Origin of the sequence: Vibrio sp. 10N.222.49.C9 (assembly GCF_041474985.1) — a bacterium.
GTDB lineage: Bacteria > Pseudomonadota > Gammaproteobacteria > Enterobacterales > Vibrionaceae > Vibrio > Vibrio crassostreae_C.
This window is the reverse complement of sequence record NZ_JBFRVD010000025.1, coordinates 87,623-100,804: the sequence shown is the minus strand read 5'-3', so window position 1 is coordinate 100,804 and position 13,182 is coordinate 87,623. Positions and strand designations below refer to the sequence as shown.

Below are 13,182 nucleotides of genomic sequence, written 5' to 3'. Positions count from 1 at the left end.
AGAAAGTGGATTAGTAAGGACGTTGGTAAGCCGTCTTAACCACTGTGTAGAACTCTTTCGCGTATTGACCTTGCTCACGAGGACCGAAGCTAGACTCTTTACGACCACCAAACGGTACGTGGTAATCCGTGCCTGCTGTTGGTAGGTTGACCATCACACAACCGGTCTGCGCTTGTTGCTTGAACATTGCGCTCGTACGTAAGCTCTGAGTGATGATGCCGCCTGTTAGACCGAAGCGAGTGTCGTTGGTTGTCGCAATCGCTTCTTCTAGGTCAGCGACACGAATCACACTTGCCATTGGTGCGAACACTTCTTCTTGGTTCACTTCCCAATCGTTCTTAGTGTTCAAGAACAACGTTGGAGACATGTAGAAACCTTCGTGTTTCATGCTCAAGCGTTCACCACCAAATGCCAGCTCACCGCCGCTTTGACGTGCTTTCTCAACCCAGCCTAGGTTCGCTTCAAGTTGGTTGCCGTCAACAACAGGGCCCATGAACACGCCCTCTTCCAGTGCGTGACCCACTTTCAGCTCACTCATACGCTTAATCAGTGCTTCAACGTATTGGTCGTGAATGCTATCCATAACCACAAGGCGAGAAGACGCGGTACATTTTTGACCAGCACCCGAGAACGAACCTGCAATCGTTGCATCAACCGCAGTTTGGATATCAGCATCGTCAGCAATAACAAGTGCGTTCTTACTGCCCATTTCTAGTTGGCATCGAACGAAGTTTGGCGCTGTAGCCGCTGCCACTTTACGACCCGTATCAACAGAACCGGTAAAGCTCACACCGTTCACTTCTTTAGAGTTGATCAGTGCATCACCTACTGTTGAACCGCTACCCAGTACAAGGTTAAACGTACCTGCAGGGATACCTTGGCGGTGGATGATCTCTGTAAGCGCGACCGCACTTGCTGGTGTTAGGTTTGCTGGTTTCCAAATAACGCTGTTACCGAAAGCCAATGCTGGAGCAATTTTCCAAGCTGCTGTTGCTGTCGGGAAGTTCCAAGGAGAGATAATGCCGATAACGCCCACCGCTTCGCGAGTCACTTCAACAGAAACACCCGGGCGTACAGAATCTGCGTTGTCACCAATTTGGCGAAGCACTTCAGCCGCAAAGTATTGGAAGAACTGACCTGCACGGTAAATCTCACCGCGACCTTCAGCAAAAGGCTTACCTTCTTCACGAGATAGCAAAGTGCCCAGCTCATCACAACGGGCAATCAGCTCATCACCAATAGCTTGAAGCACCGCTTGCTTGCGTTCAATCGGCGTTTTTTCCCACTCTGGTTGAGCGTGTTTCGCCGCTGAAATCGCTTGTTGAACTTGTTCAGCACTTGCTTGTGCAAAGTTGCCAATATTTTCAGAAATATCTGATGGGTTAATGTTCGCTACGGTGCTTACACCCGCTTGCCATTCGCCGCCAATGTAAAGTGCGTTTTCTGCTTGAACATTCTGTAAGTGAGTCATCATTCTGTCCTTGTAACGTTAGGTTGCGGTTGAGTCTGGCAACCATCGGATTAATTAATAAATTGTTAATTCATATAGAGAATAAGTATTAATTTTGTATCTAGACGTAAAACTATTCGCTTGTATTAGTAAAGATCTGCGTAGACAAACAGCTTTGACTGGCAAATTGCCTCAGTTCACAGTCCATTTATTCAGGTTGAGACGCCGATGCATAAACCACGAACTCAACCAACATCTCTTCTCTAGCTAGCCCTGCAACAACGACTGCTGCACGATTTGGATAAGGTGCGTTGAAGTATTCTCCGTATACGCTGTTTACCGTTTTCAGGTATTCACGGTCAGTCACGTAAATCAGAACCTGCAGCACAGAATCCATCGATTCGCCTGCACACTCCAAGGTATGAACAAGGTTGTTAAAAGTCTGACGCGTTTGCGCTTCAATACCGCCTTCTACTACTGCGCCCGTTTCATCGATTGGAATCTGCGCAGTGTATAGAGTGCCGTTATTAACGATTGCCCACTCTAGTGGTGCTTTTGAAGCAAAAAGAGAGGTTTTTACTGGGTGTTTTTTAGTTTGTGCGTTCACGATTTCATCCAACTTTGTAACAACTATGTTTCAAGATGGTTAAATACTGCACCTTGACGCCTGATAAATCTAACGGTAAATTTTGTGCATTTGATAAATAAAATCTATCACCTTTAAAAAAGTAAGGTATAGCAAGGGCTAGAGAAGGATCGGAGTCATGAGTATTAAGCTACAACAGTTAAAACATTTCGTTTTGGTGGTCGAAGAAGGTGGATTTAGAGCGGCATCTCACCGTGCAAATCGATCGCAAGCGGCACTTTCGACTTCGATAAAAGAGTTGGAAAAAATACTCGGCCAACCTCTGTTTGAAACAGGCAACAAATCGACACTGACGCCTTTTGGAGAAATATGTTTGCCCAAGATCATTCAATTTCTGAACGTGTACAAAGCATTAGACAATGACTTACGCGCAGCGGCAGCAGGACAACAAGGAAGAGTTCGAATAGCGAGCGTGCCTTCGGTGGCCGCAAAACTCATCCCTAGTGTTTTAGGGGCATTTTGTGAGCAGTACCCGAATGTAGAAGTGAGTTTGATTGATGATAATGCGGCAGGGGTAGAAGCAAGATTACTCTCTGGCGAGGTGGATGTTGCCCTCGGTAATAGCTCCCATTTAGAAGAAGAGAGCATCGACTTCACGCCTTTGCTTTCTGATCCTATCGGTGTGGTGTGCCTCAAAGATAACCCTATCGCCTCTCAACGGGAAGGAATCGAATGGCAAACCTTGTTAAAGCAGCCCTTCATTCGTAACGGGACTTGCACCCTACTGGACCCAACACCTGCGCGCATGCTCAGCGAACAAGCCCTGTACTCTGTCGAGAACATTACCTCGCTTTTTTCGGTGTTAGAGCTCGGGATAGGCGTGACCACGCTACCTAAGCTGGCTTTCCCAACCAATGAAACCCGCTTGGTGTGGATTCCGCTAATTGACCCACCCTTGCAACGACAAATCGGCATTTTCAGACTGTCTGATCGTACGATCTCGCCACAAGCACAGGCTTTCCATGACTTATGTATTCAATACCTCAGTTATGAAGAGTCATAAGAGAGCCTAGATTAAGTAAATTAGGCAGCGCTATGCTGCCATTAACTTCCTCAAAACTCGGTGTTTCTTCTCCGCACCATGCTTCTCGCACACCCAGTCCCCCATTTCACTCCTATATCATCAACATTTAGGCGCTGAATTTACACTCTCGCGCACGCAAATAGTGACAAGCTGACGACAATATAAAAAATATTCGCTTATTGATAAGGAGCGACGTACGTTTAATTTACCAGAAAAACCAGATCTTCCATCATTGCCTCAAACAAGCTTAACCCCTACCAAAATCACACTTCACAACTCAGCTTGTAAATGAACCTAAGTGTTTGAATAGTCTTAATTGATAAGATCATAAGTTGAAAATTTAGCTCGCTACTCCCTTCTAAAAAGACCCTCTTTTTCACAAGGATAAAGCATCTTAAATATTCATGAATAAAGTGATAGAACTATTACTTTCATAAATGAAAAACATTCATTTCAAAAATGGAATTATTGATATCAATATTTGTCGTTTTGATCACATAATTTTAGGCGTAGTTTATATTTTGTCGAAACGAGAGCGAACTAGTTTATATCGTTCTATTTCGTCAGGAGATATAAAACCAGCAAGATTATCTCTTTGTTAACAAGCAAAGTTTTATTAACAAGTAAATGCGAGTAGCAAGACATATTCAAACTGTGTTTTATATGAGCTTACACTGTTAAATATAAGGTTTTATTATGAGGCTTAATGGGATAAGTGGTGACATTCTTGTTGCTGCTAAAAGAGTTGTTCTCTGCCAAGTAGTATTAGCCGTCGGTGTAGTTTTATATGAAGTGTTTTTTGGTAATAAAGTAGATATGGAATCGTCGGCTTTGGGTATCGGAATTGCGATGCTACCTCCGCTGTTTGGTTTTATATATGCAAGCCTAAAGGTGCGCAAGAATCCTAATTATAGTTTACGTGACTTAATGCAAATGAGTCGTGTCGTGAAAATAACTTATACGTTCTTAATGTTTATCTTGGCGTTCCAGTTTTTCAAATTGGATAACCCAGTAATATTGTACGCATATATTCTCACTATGGTTGGGTACTTCTTAACACCATTTATTACTGCCTCTACAAGATCGGAGTACGTGTAGTATGGATCAAGTAACTACCGCTCACGAATACATAGAGCATCACTTAACCTTCTTAACTACAGGTGATGGTTTCTGGGCGTTCAATATCGACTCGATGTTGGTATCTTGGATTACGGGTTTACTGTTTATTGGAGCTTTTCGATACGTAGTGACTAAGGGCACCAGCGGTGTTCCAGGTCGATTTCAATGTTTTATCGAACTGATATTTGATTTTGTAAACAACCTAGTAAAAGAGATTTTTCAAGCGGAGGATAAATTAATAGGGCCACTGGCATTAACCACTTTTGTTTGGGTGTTGTTAATGAACGCGGTCGATTTATTACCAATAGATTTCATACCAGCATTAAGTCGTGCAATGGGTCTAGAACACTTTAGAGATCTACCAACGGCGGACGTAAATATTCCAATGTCGATGGCACTCGGTGTATTTATCTTACTGTTGACTTATACATTTAAAAATAAAGGATTGAAAGGCTTTATCAAAGAGCTTACTACGCAGCCATTTGATAACCCTCTTTTATACCCTGTTAACTTAGTTCTTGAATTAATAACATTAATTTCAAAACCTATATCACTAGGCTTACGATTATTTGGAAACATGTATGCAGGTGAGATGATATTTATTCTGATCGCATTAATGCCATGGTGGATGCAATGGGCACTGAGTGTTCCTTGGGCACTATTCCACATATTAATCGTATTCTTGCAAGCATTTATATTTATGGTACTGACCGTTGTTTATTTAGGTATGGCAACAGAAGAACACCACTAATTAATAACTAAAAAATTTAACTAACAAATTATTTATCGGAGATACAAATGGATATCGTAAGCGCAGTTTTATATGTAGCAGGTGCATTACTGATCGGTTTAGGTGCAGCAGGTGCAGCATCTGGTATTGGTAACTTAGCAGGTAAATACCTTGAAGGTGTTGCGCGTCAACCAGACCTTACTCCAATGCTTCGTACTCAATTCTTCATCATGATGGGTCTTGTGGATGCAGTACCGATGATCGGTGTTGGTATCGGTCTATACATCATCTTCGCCGTGGCTTAATCAAACCGCTTTGAAAGATCGATTTGTAAATAATCAAGATTTAGTGAGGAAGGTATGAACTTAAATGCAAGCATGTTTGGACAAGCAATCTCATTCGTGATTTTTGTTTGGCTCTGCATGAAATATGTATGGCCCCCTCTCACCGCGATGTTAGACGAGCGCCAAAAAGAAATCGCTGATGGTTTACGCCACTCAGAGAACGCTGCGAAAGAGCTAGAACTAGCAAAATCAAATGGCGCGCAACTCATCGAAGATGCAAGAAAAGATGTGACTGAACTGGTTGAACAGGGCCGAAAACGCCGCAATGAAATCATCAGCTTAGCGCAACAAGAAGCCGAGCAAGAAAAGGCACGCATCTTAGAACAAGGTAGAGCTGAGCTAGAAGGCGAACGCCAAAAGATACGCCGTGAACTTCAGGCAGATATGGCAGACGCAGTAATTCAAAGTGCACAGAAACTGATTAGCAAAAACCTAGATTCCGCAACGAACCGAGCGCTAGTTGACCAAATGATTAGCGAACTCTAAGGAGAGGCAATATGTCAGATTACACCAATATTGCTCATCCCTACGCCAAAGCATCGTTTGAATTTGCTTTAGGTGAAAACCAGTTACAAGAGTGGCACTCAATGCTGTCCATTCTTGTGGCTGTCGCGGAAGAAGAAACGATCGCTAGTCAGATTTCTTCAGCAGAAGGTGCTTCTACACACCAAACAGAAGAGCTGGCAAACCTCATCATTCATATTTGCCAAGGACTCGTTGATGACCACGTCATTAATCTTATTCGAGTCTTGGCCGAGAACGGCCGCCTTTCTGTTGTAAGAGACCTGTTTGAATTGTACTGCGAGCTAAAGGACGAACATGAACGTGTAGTGCCTGTCACTGTCACCAGTTCAGAAATGCTGACACAAGATCAAGTTACGTCACTAACAGCTGCACTTGAGAAGAAATTAGAGCGTCAGGTTGAAATGAAGCAGGTTATTGATGACACGTTAGTAGGTGGAATGGTCATCAAGGCGGGTGAAACCGTTATCGATGGTTCTTTAAACACATCAATTGACCGATTGGCTCATCAACTTCACGCGAGATAGGTAACAATTATGCAATTAAATTCAAATGAAATCAGCGATCTAATCAAAGAACGCATCTCGAAATTTAATGTGAGCACCGAGGCTCGCAATGAAGGCACTATCGTATCGGTTCGTGATGGCATCATCACAATCAATGGCCTTGCTGATGTTATGCAAGGCGAGATGATTGAGCTACCAGGTGGCAAATACGCACTCGCACTTAACCTCGATACGCACTCAGTAGGTGCGGTGGTTATGGGCCCCTACACTGACCTATCTGAAGGTATGAAAGTGAAAGGTACAGGTCGTATCTTGGAAGTCCCCGTCGGTAACGGTCTTCTTGGCCGTGTTGTGAACACATTAGGCGAGCCAATCGATGGCAAAGGCCCAGTAAGTTGTGACCGACTCGACCCTGTAGAAGTGATTGCACCCGGTGTAATCGAACGTAAGTCTGTTGATCAGCCAATTCAAACTGGCTATAAAGCGGTTGATACCATGGTGCCAATCGGTCGTGGTCAACGTGAACTTATCATCGGTGACCGTCAGACGGGTAAAACAGCGTTAGCTATCGATGCGATCATCAATCAGAAAGATTCTGGCATCAAATGTGTGTATGTGGCGATTGGCCAAAAAGCCTCCACTATCGCTAACGTGGTTCGTAAACTCGAAGACCACGATGCGCTAAAAAACACCATCGTAGTCGTGGCATCAGCATCAGAGTCTGCAGCACTTCAATACCTAGCACCTTATGCCGGTTGCACTATGGGTGAGTACTTCCGTGACCGCGGTGAAGATGCATTGATCATCTATGATGACCTATCAAAACAAGCCGTTGCTTACCGTCAAATCTCGTTGCTATTGAAACGCCCACCGGGTCGTGAAGCCTTCCCTGGCGACGTATTCTACCTTCACTCACGCCTTCTAGAACGTGCAGCACGAGTGAATGCAGAGTATGTAGAGAAGTTCACTAACGGTGAAGTGAAAGGTCAAACTGGCTCATTAACGGCGCTTCCGATCATTGAAACTCAAGCGGGTGACGTATCAGCGTTTGTACCAACCAACGTAATCTCAATCACCGATGGTCAGGTTTTCCTTCAAACCCAATTGTTTAACTCAGGCTTACGTCCTGCAGTAGACCCAGGTATCTCGGTATCTCGTGTGGGTGGTGCGGCGCAATGCAAGATCATCAAGAAACTGTCTGGTGGTATCCGTACTTCATTAGCTCAATATCGCGAGCTGGCGGCCTTTGCTCAGTTCTCTTCTGACTTAGATGAGATGACGCGCAAACAGCTAGACCATGGTGAGCGTGTTACCGAATTAATGAAGCAAAAACAATACTCTCCAATGTCAGTCGCTGAGCAAGCAACGGTTATCTACGCAGCAGAGAAAGGCTACTTGGTCGGTGTTGAGCTAAACAACATTGCCCGTTTTGAAGAAGAGCTGATTGCTTATGCCAAAGGTCAGAACCCTGCGTTGTTCGAAAAAATCAACGCGACAGGCGATTACAATGACGAAATCGACGGTGCTCTTAAAGAGATCCTAGAAGGTTTTGTTGGGATGAAAGCTTGGTAAGTGCTCCGGTTTGTTAGCTGGAAATCAAAACAAATAGGAGCAGATTATGGCAAGTACTAAAGAAATTCGCACCAAGATAGCCAGTGTTAGTAACACTCAGAAAATCACTAGCGCAATGGAAATGGTTGCAGCAAGTAAGATGCGCAAGGTTCAAGACAACATGACGCTAACTCGCCCCTACGCCGAGAACATGCGAAAAGTTATCTCTCATGTTGCATCGGGTTCCCTGGAGTACCAGCACCCTTACCTGCAACAGCGTGAACCTAAGCGTGTCGCTTACATCATTATCTCGTCCGATCGCGGCTTGTGTGGTGGCTTGAACTCAAACTTGTTCAAGAAAGTGTTAGAAGAAATGGAGCAATGGCGCACCAAGGGAGTCGAGGTAGAAACAACCTTAGTGGGATCTAAGGCTATCTCGTTCTTCCAACGCGGCGGCAACGTTATTGCACAAACGTCAGGTCTTGGCGATACACCTAAGTTAGAAGACATCTTAGGTACGGTGAATGCGATGCTCGGGCATTACGACGAAGGTAAAATCGATAGCTTGTATCTCGTTTACAACCAGTTCGTCAACACCATGGTTCAAGCGCCAACGACCTTGCAGTTGCTCCCCCACCCTTCGGATTCTGAGGAAGGTGGTGAGCCTAAAAAAGCGCGTCGTTGGGACTACATCTATGAGCAAGCACCCAAAGACATACTCTCAGAACTGTTACATCGATACATCGAATCGCAAGTGTATCAAGGCATTGTTGAAAGCATTGCCTGTGAGCAAGCAGCCCGAATGGTCGCTATGAAAGCGGCGACTGATAACGCAGGCCAACTCATTGATGACTTGCAGTTGGTCTACAACAAGGCGCGTCAGGCTGCCATTACCCAAGAGCTGAGTGAAATAGTCTCAGGTGCCCAAGCTGTCTAGGGCTAGAAAAGACTGGGTCAAGAACAGAATTTGAGGATTTAAGAATGAGTGTTGGAAAAATAGTTAAAGTAATCGGCGCGGTGGTTGACGTCGAGTTCAGCGGCGGCAACAGCCCACGCGTTTATGATGCATTGAAAGTGACTAGCGACGAAGCAAGCTCGTTAGTATTGGAAGTACAACAACAACTGGGTAGCAATATCGTTCGTTGTATTGCAATGGGTACGTCAGATGGCTTACGTCGTGGCCTAACGGTTGAAAACACAGGCTCTCCAATCACGGTTCCTGTCGGCGAAGAAACGCTAGGCCGTATCATGAACGTGCTTGGTCAACCTATCGATGAGTGTGGTGAAATCGGTCAGAAAGAAAACTACGAGATTCACCGTGAAGCCCCTTCTTATGAAGAACAAGCAAACAGCACTGAGCTTCTAGAAACAGGCGTTAAGGTTATCGACCTTATCTGTCCATTCGCTAAGGGTGGTAAAATTGGTCTGTTCGGTGGTGCTGGTGTAGGTAAAACCGTCAACATGATGGAGCTTATCAACAACATCGCCAAAGCCCACTCAGGTCTTTCTGTGTTTACCGGTGTAGGTGAGCGTACTCGTGAAGGTAACGACTTCTACTACGAGATGAAAGAAGCAGGTGTACTAGACAAAGTAGCCATGGTTTACGGTCAAATGAACGAGCCACCGGGAAACCGTCTACGTGTTGCACTTACAGGCCTGACTATGGCTGAGCGCTTCCGTGATGAAGGTCGTGACGTACTTCTGTTCATTGATAACATCTACCGTTACACGCTTGCCGGGACTGAAGTATCAGCTCTGCTAGGTCGTATGCCTTCAGCAGTAGGTTACCAACCAACACTGGCTGAAGAGATGGGCGTACTTCAAGAGCGTATCACGTCAACAAAACAAGGCTCTATCACCTCTATCCAAGCGGTATACGTACCTGCGGATGACTTAACCGATCCATCACCAGCAACAACCTTTGCTCACTTAGATGCGACCGTTGTACTGTCTCGTAATATCGCGGCATTGGGTCTCTACCCTGCGATTGATCCATTGGATTCAACCTCTCGTCAATTGGACCCACTTGTGGTTGGTCAAGAGCACTACGACATTGCACAAAAAGTACAAACAACGCTGCAACGCTACAAAGAGCTAAAAGACATCATCGCGATTCTTGGTATGGATGAGCTGTCTACTGAAGACAAACAGACCGTATCTCGCGCTCGTAAGATTGAACGTTTCTTAACGCAGCCTTACCACGTAGCCGAAGTGTTTACCGGTCAGAAAGGTGTCTTTGTACCGCTAAGCGAAACACTAAGAGGCTTTAAAGGTCTATTGAGCGGTGAATATGACGATATCCCAGAGCAAGCGTTCTTGTACTGTGGCTCTATCGACGAAGTGCTTAACAAAGCAAAATCACTCTAAGAGGCAGGTGCACCATGGCTATCGGAATTACAGATAATACATTTCAACTTAATATTGTAAGTGCGGAAGGTACGCTGTTTTCAGGTCCAGCGTATGCCCTAGCCGTTTCTGGCGCTGACGGTGAACTGGGGATCCGCCCCGGTCACTCCCCGCTTCTCAGTAAGATCAAACCGGGCGTAACCGTGTTCGTTACAGACCCTAAATCAGAAGGCCAAGTGCTGTATGTCTCTGGTGGGATGCTGGAAGTTCAGCCGGATGTGGTTACGTTATTAGCCGACACGGCCTTGCATGGTAAAGACATTGACCGCGCTCGCGCAGAAGAAGCGAAATATGCCGCTCTAGAGAACATCAACAAGGGCAACATAGACATTAACTTTGCACAAGCTCAGCTAGAATTAGCGAAAGCCGTTGCTCAGTTACGTGCATCAGAGCTAACTTCTTCTCACACAAGACACTGAGAATAAGCGTTATTGGCCGTTAGCTGTGCTAGCAAACAAATACAAAAAAGGCTCACTAACTAGTGAGCCTTTTGATATCTGCGTAACGTAAAACCTAGGTCTAACGTTGCTTGATTTCAAACGAATAGTTTTAAAAGATTCGTTTTAGAAAAGCAGTTTAGAGCAGTCGTTTAGAACTGTAGTTTAAAAGAACTCAATCGAATTACGGCCGCTTTTGTCATCACGTGTTGGCTTTGGCGTATCCGCTTTCTTTTTCGGTTTCTTCTCTTTTTTCTCTTTCTTTGGTTCAGCCTTTGCGCTTAGCATTTCTGCTTTGCTTTTCTTAGATTCCTTCTTCTTAGAATCCTTTTTAGACTGACCTTTCTTCGCCTTGTTCTCTTTTTTAGGCGTTTCTTTCTTTTTCGGCTTTTCTGATTCTTCTTGTACTGGCTGATCACACACCACTACATAGTATTCTTGGTTGAATTCAAAGAAGTCGCCATCGTACATTTTACGACGCTTACGGGTTTCTAGCTCACCATTTACCGCTACGTAGCCTTCAGAGATGATGTGCTTAGCTTCACCGCCACCACTCACTAGGTTAGCAATTTTAAACACTTTGTAGAGCTCGATTGGCTGTGATGAAACATCAATACCAATTGCTTCAATTTCAATCTCTTCGCCTTCTTCGCCCAGCTCTTGGCCTTCGTAATCAGCGTCTTCGTAATGTTCTTGGTCCATGGTGACCTCTACCTAAATATGTACTTCTGAAATATTGGGCGCAGTGTAATCTTAAAACAACGAAATGACCATGTTGAATTCAACCAGAGCCCATTTGTTTTAAACAAACCCTCTGCGTTATAAAACACCACCAACATTCGAAAGACTCACCAACTGCTTAGTATATTCATGCTGCGGATTACCAAACAAAGTCTCAGTGTCGCCCTTCTCTATTACCTCGCCAGCTTTCATGACGATGGTGTAATGACACAAGGATTTCACGACATTCAGATCATGACTGATAAACAAATAGGTCAGGCCATACTTTTCTTGAAGTGACTTCAGCAAATCCAATACTTGAGCTTGAACGGTTCTGTCCAATGACGATGTTGGTTCATCGAGCAGGATAAACTCTGGCTTTAAAATCAAAGCACGAGCAATCGCAATACGCTGCCTTTGACCGCCAGAAAACTCATTTGGGTAACGGTGACGCGTTTCAGGATCGAGGTCAACCTCTTTCATTACGTCACAGATGCGTTGGTCGAGTTCGTGCTCATCCAATTGTTGATGCACTAACAAACCTTCGCCAATCACCTGAGCGACCGACATTCTCGGGTTTAGCGCAGAAAACGGGTCTTGAAAGACTACTTGCATACGGCTTCTAAACGGAAGCATCTGTTTTCGATCTAAACCTTGAAGCTGTTCACTCGAGTAGGTGATTGACCCTTCACTATCTACCAGCTTAAGTATCGCCATACCGGTCGTCGATTTACCAGAACCACTTTCGCCAACCAAACCGATTGAGTGCCCTTTCTTCAAAGTGAACTCCATGTCGGTCACAGCTTTAACATGAGAAATGGTGCGCTTGAATAAACCGCCCGTGATCGGGAACCAAACACGAAGTTGATTTACATCGAGTAGCGGTTTGCTTTCGGGTGACACAGGAACGGGCAAACCTTTCGGATCAGAGTTAATAAGTTTTTGAGTGTAAGGGTGAGCAGGCGCGTTAAACAGGGTATGACAGTCGTTACTTTCGACCAAGCGACCATCTTTCATTACTGCTACTCTGTCGGCAATCTTACGAACGATACTCAAGTCATGAGTAATGAAAAGCATTGCCATACCCAGCTCTTGCTGCAGGTCTTTTAGAAGGTCGAGGATCTGCGCTTGCACCGATACATCCAAAGCCGTTGTCGGCTCATCAGCAATAAGCAGCTCTGGTTCATTGATCAGTGCCATCGCGATCATCACGCGCTGGCGTTCTCCACCAGATAGCTCGTGCGGATAGGCTGAAATCTTTTGCTCAGGATAGCGAATGCCAACCTTTGAAAGCCACTCTATCGCCAAGGCTTGTGCTTTGTTGGTTCGCATACCACGATGAATTGCTAAGGTTTCAACAAGCTGTTTTCCAATTCGATGAAGCGGATTTAGGGAAACCATAGGCTCTTGGAAGATCATTCCAATACGACCACCACGAATCCCACGTAGCTGTCTTTCAGAACAACTCAGAATATCGGTGCCAGAGAAATTGATCTTACCGTTTAAGTAATGAGACGAGCCTTTTGGTAACAGCTTTAAAATCGAGTTAGCCGTAACCGATTTACCGGAACCACTCTCGCCCACCAACGCTAATGTCTCACCTTTGTATATTTCTAAAGAGACATCTTGCGTCACTTGTTCTATCGAGTTTTTCCGTCCGAAACCGACAGACAGTTTGTCTATCGTCAAAACTGGAGAAGCAGGAACTGTATTTGAAGTCATAACCA

General features: G+C 44.8%; 14 protein-coding genes. 10 read left to right on the top strand and 4 right to left on the bottom strand.

Annotation, left to right across the window (positions count from 1 at the left end; genetic code table 11):
* Positions 1 to 10: 10 nt before the first annotated feature.
* On the bottom strand, positions 11 to 1,471 hold the full coding sequence (locus AB4585_RS11680) for an aldehyde dehydrogenase family protein (RefSeq protein ID WP_017060834.1): 1,461 nt from the start codon (positions 1,469 to 1,471) through the stop codon (positions 11 to 13).
* A 187-nt stretch (positions 1,472 to 1,658) separates the two neighbouring features.
* Positions 1,659 to 2,057, bottom strand: coding sequence for a RidA family protein (locus AB4585_RS11675; RefSeq protein ID WP_017060835.1), 399 nt, complete (start codon positions 2,055 to 2,057; stop codon positions 1,659 to 1,661).
* Positions 2,058 to 2,214: 157 nt separating this feature from the next.
* On the opposite strand from AB4585_RS11675, the gene AB4585_RS11670 reads away from it, so the two are divergent.
* The 10 genes from AB4585_RS11670 (at position 2,215) to AB4585_RS11625 (ending at position 10,717) form a co-directional block, all read left to right on the top strand.
* A complete protein-coding gene (locus AB4585_RS11670; RefSeq protein WP_017060836.1) occupies positions 2,215 to 3,099 on the top strand; it encodes a LysR family transcriptional regulator in 885 nt (294 codons plus the stop codon).
* 717 nt (positions 3,100 to 3,816) lie between these two features.
* Positions 3,817 to 4,218 (top strand): hypothetical protein, encoded by a 402-nt coding sequence (locus AB4585_RS11665; RefSeq protein ID WP_017060837.1) that lies wholly within the window; start codon positions 3,817 to 3,819, stop codon positions 4,216 to 4,218.
* Between the two features lies 1 nt (position 4,219).
* On the top strand, positions 4,220 to 4,990 hold the full coding sequence (atpB, locus tag AB4585_RS11660) for a F0F1 ATP synthase subunit A (protein ID WP_017060838.1): 771 nt from the start codon (positions 4,220 to 4,222) through the stop codon (positions 4,988 to 4,990).
* A gap of 47 nt (positions 4,991 to 5,037) precedes the next feature.
* Positions 5,038 to 5,274 (top strand): F0F1 ATP synthase subunit C, encoded by a 237-nt coding sequence (gene atpE, locus AB4585_RS11655; RefSeq protein ID WP_004730405.1) that lies wholly within the window; start codon positions 5,038 to 5,040, stop codon positions 5,272 to 5,274.
* Between the two features lie 54 nt (positions 5,275 to 5,328).
* Complete coding sequence (locus tag AB4585_RS11650) at positions 5,329 to 5,799, top strand: F0F1 ATP synthase subunit B (protein WP_017060839.1); 471 nt, start codon at positions 5,329 to 5,331, stop codon at positions 5,797 to 5,799.
* An 11-nt stretch (positions 5,800 to 5,810) separates the two neighbouring features.
* On the top strand, positions 5,811 to 6,362 hold the full coding sequence (locus AB4585_RS11645) for a F0F1 ATP synthase subunit delta (RefSeq protein WP_017060840.1): 552 nt from the start codon (positions 5,811 to 5,813) through the stop codon (positions 6,360 to 6,362).
* Positions 6,363 to 6,371: 9 nt separating this feature from the next.
* A complete protein-coding gene (atpA, locus tag AB4585_RS11640) occupies positions 6,372 to 7,913 on the top strand; it encodes a F0F1 ATP synthase subunit alpha (RefSeq protein ID WP_017060841.1) in 1,542 nt (513 codons plus the stop codon).
* Between the two features lie 46 nt (positions 7,914 to 7,959).
* On the top strand, positions 7,960 to 8,829 hold the full coding sequence (gene atpG, locus AB4585_RS11635) for a F0F1 ATP synthase subunit gamma (protein ID WP_017064727.1): 870 nt from the start codon (positions 7,960 to 7,962) through the stop codon (positions 8,827 to 8,829).
* A gap of 44 nt (positions 8,830 to 8,873) precedes the next feature.
* The gene (atpD, locus tag AB4585_RS11630) at positions 8,874 to 10,259 is read left to right on the top strand and encodes a F0F1 ATP synthase subunit beta (RefSeq protein WP_210441835.1); all 1,386 of its coding nucleotides are present in this window, start codon (positions 8,874 to 8,876) and stop codon (positions 10,257 to 10,259) included.
* A gap of 14 nt (positions 10,260 to 10,273) precedes the next feature.
* On the top strand, positions 10,274 to 10,717 hold the full coding sequence (locus AB4585_RS11625) for a F0F1 ATP synthase subunit epsilon (RefSeq protein ID WP_017060844.1): 444 nt from the start codon (positions 10,274 to 10,276) through the stop codon (positions 10,715 to 10,717).
* Positions 10,718 to 10,900: 183 nt separating this feature from the next.
* Here the strand turns inward: AB4585_RS11625 and AB4585_RS11620 are convergent, their stop codons facing one another.
* The gene (locus tag AB4585_RS11620; RefSeq protein ID WP_017064730.1) at positions 10,901 to 11,437 is read right to left on the bottom strand and encodes an RNA-binding S4 domain-containing protein; all 537 of its coding nucleotides are present in this window, start codon (positions 11,435 to 11,437) and stop codon (positions 10,901 to 10,903) included.
* A 117-nt stretch (positions 11,438 to 11,554) separates the two neighbouring features.
* A complete protein-coding gene (gene yejF / locus AB4585_RS11615) occupies positions 11,555 to 13,177 on the bottom strand; it encodes a microcin C ABC transporter ATP-binding protein YejF (protein WP_372169871.1) in 1,623 nt (540 codons plus the stop codon).
* Positions 13,178 to 13,182: the final 5 nt, after the last annotated feature.

Coding starts and splice junctions, on each gene's coding strand:
- AB4585_RS11680 (WP_017060834.1), bottom strand. CDS start 1,471: ATGACTCACTTACAGAATGTTCAAGCAGAAAACGCACTTTACATTGGC.
- AB4585_RS11650 (WP_017060839.1), top strand. CDS start 5,329: ATGAACTTAAATGCAAGCATGTTTGGACAAGCAATCTCATTCGTGATT.
- AB4585_RS11645 (WP_017060840.1), top strand. CDS start 5,811: ATGTCAGATTACACCAATATTGCTCATCCCTACGCCAAAGCATCGTTT.
- AB4585_RS11670 (WP_017060836.1), top strand. CDS start 2,215: ATGAGTATTAAGCTACAACAGTTAAAACATTTCGTTTTGGTGGTCGAA.
- AB4585_RS11620 (WP_017064730.1), bottom strand. CDS start 11,437: ATGGACCAAGAACATTACGAAGACGCTGATTACGAAGGCCAAGAGCTG.
- yejF (WP_372169871.1), bottom strand. CDS start 13,177: ATGACTTCAAATACAGTTCCTGCTTCTCCAGTTTTGACGATAGACAAA.
- AB4585_RS11665 (WP_017060837.1), top strand. CDS start 3,817: ATGAGGCTTAATGGGATAAGTGGTGACATTCTTGTTGCTGCTAAAAGA.
- atpD (WP_210441835.1), top strand. CDS start 8,874: ATGAGTGTTGGAAAAATAGTTAAAGTAATCGGCGCGGTGGTTGACGTC.
- atpG (WP_017064727.1), top strand. CDS start 7,960: ATGGCAAGTACTAAAGAAATTCGCACCAAGATAGCCAGTGTTAGTAAC.
- atpB (WP_017060838.1), top strand. CDS start 4,220: ATGGATCAAGTAACTACCGCTCACGAATACATAGAGCATCACTTAACC.
- atpA (WP_017060841.1), top strand. CDS start 6,372: ATGCAATTAAATTCAAATGAAATCAGCGATCTAATCAAAGAACGCATC.
- atpE (WP_004730405.1), top strand. CDS start 5,038: ATGGATATCGTAAGCGCAGTTTTATATGTAGCAGGTGCATTACTGATC.
- AB4585_RS11625 (WP_017060844.1), top strand. CDS start 10,274: ATGGCTATCGGAATTACAGATAATACATTTCAACTTAATATTGTAAGT.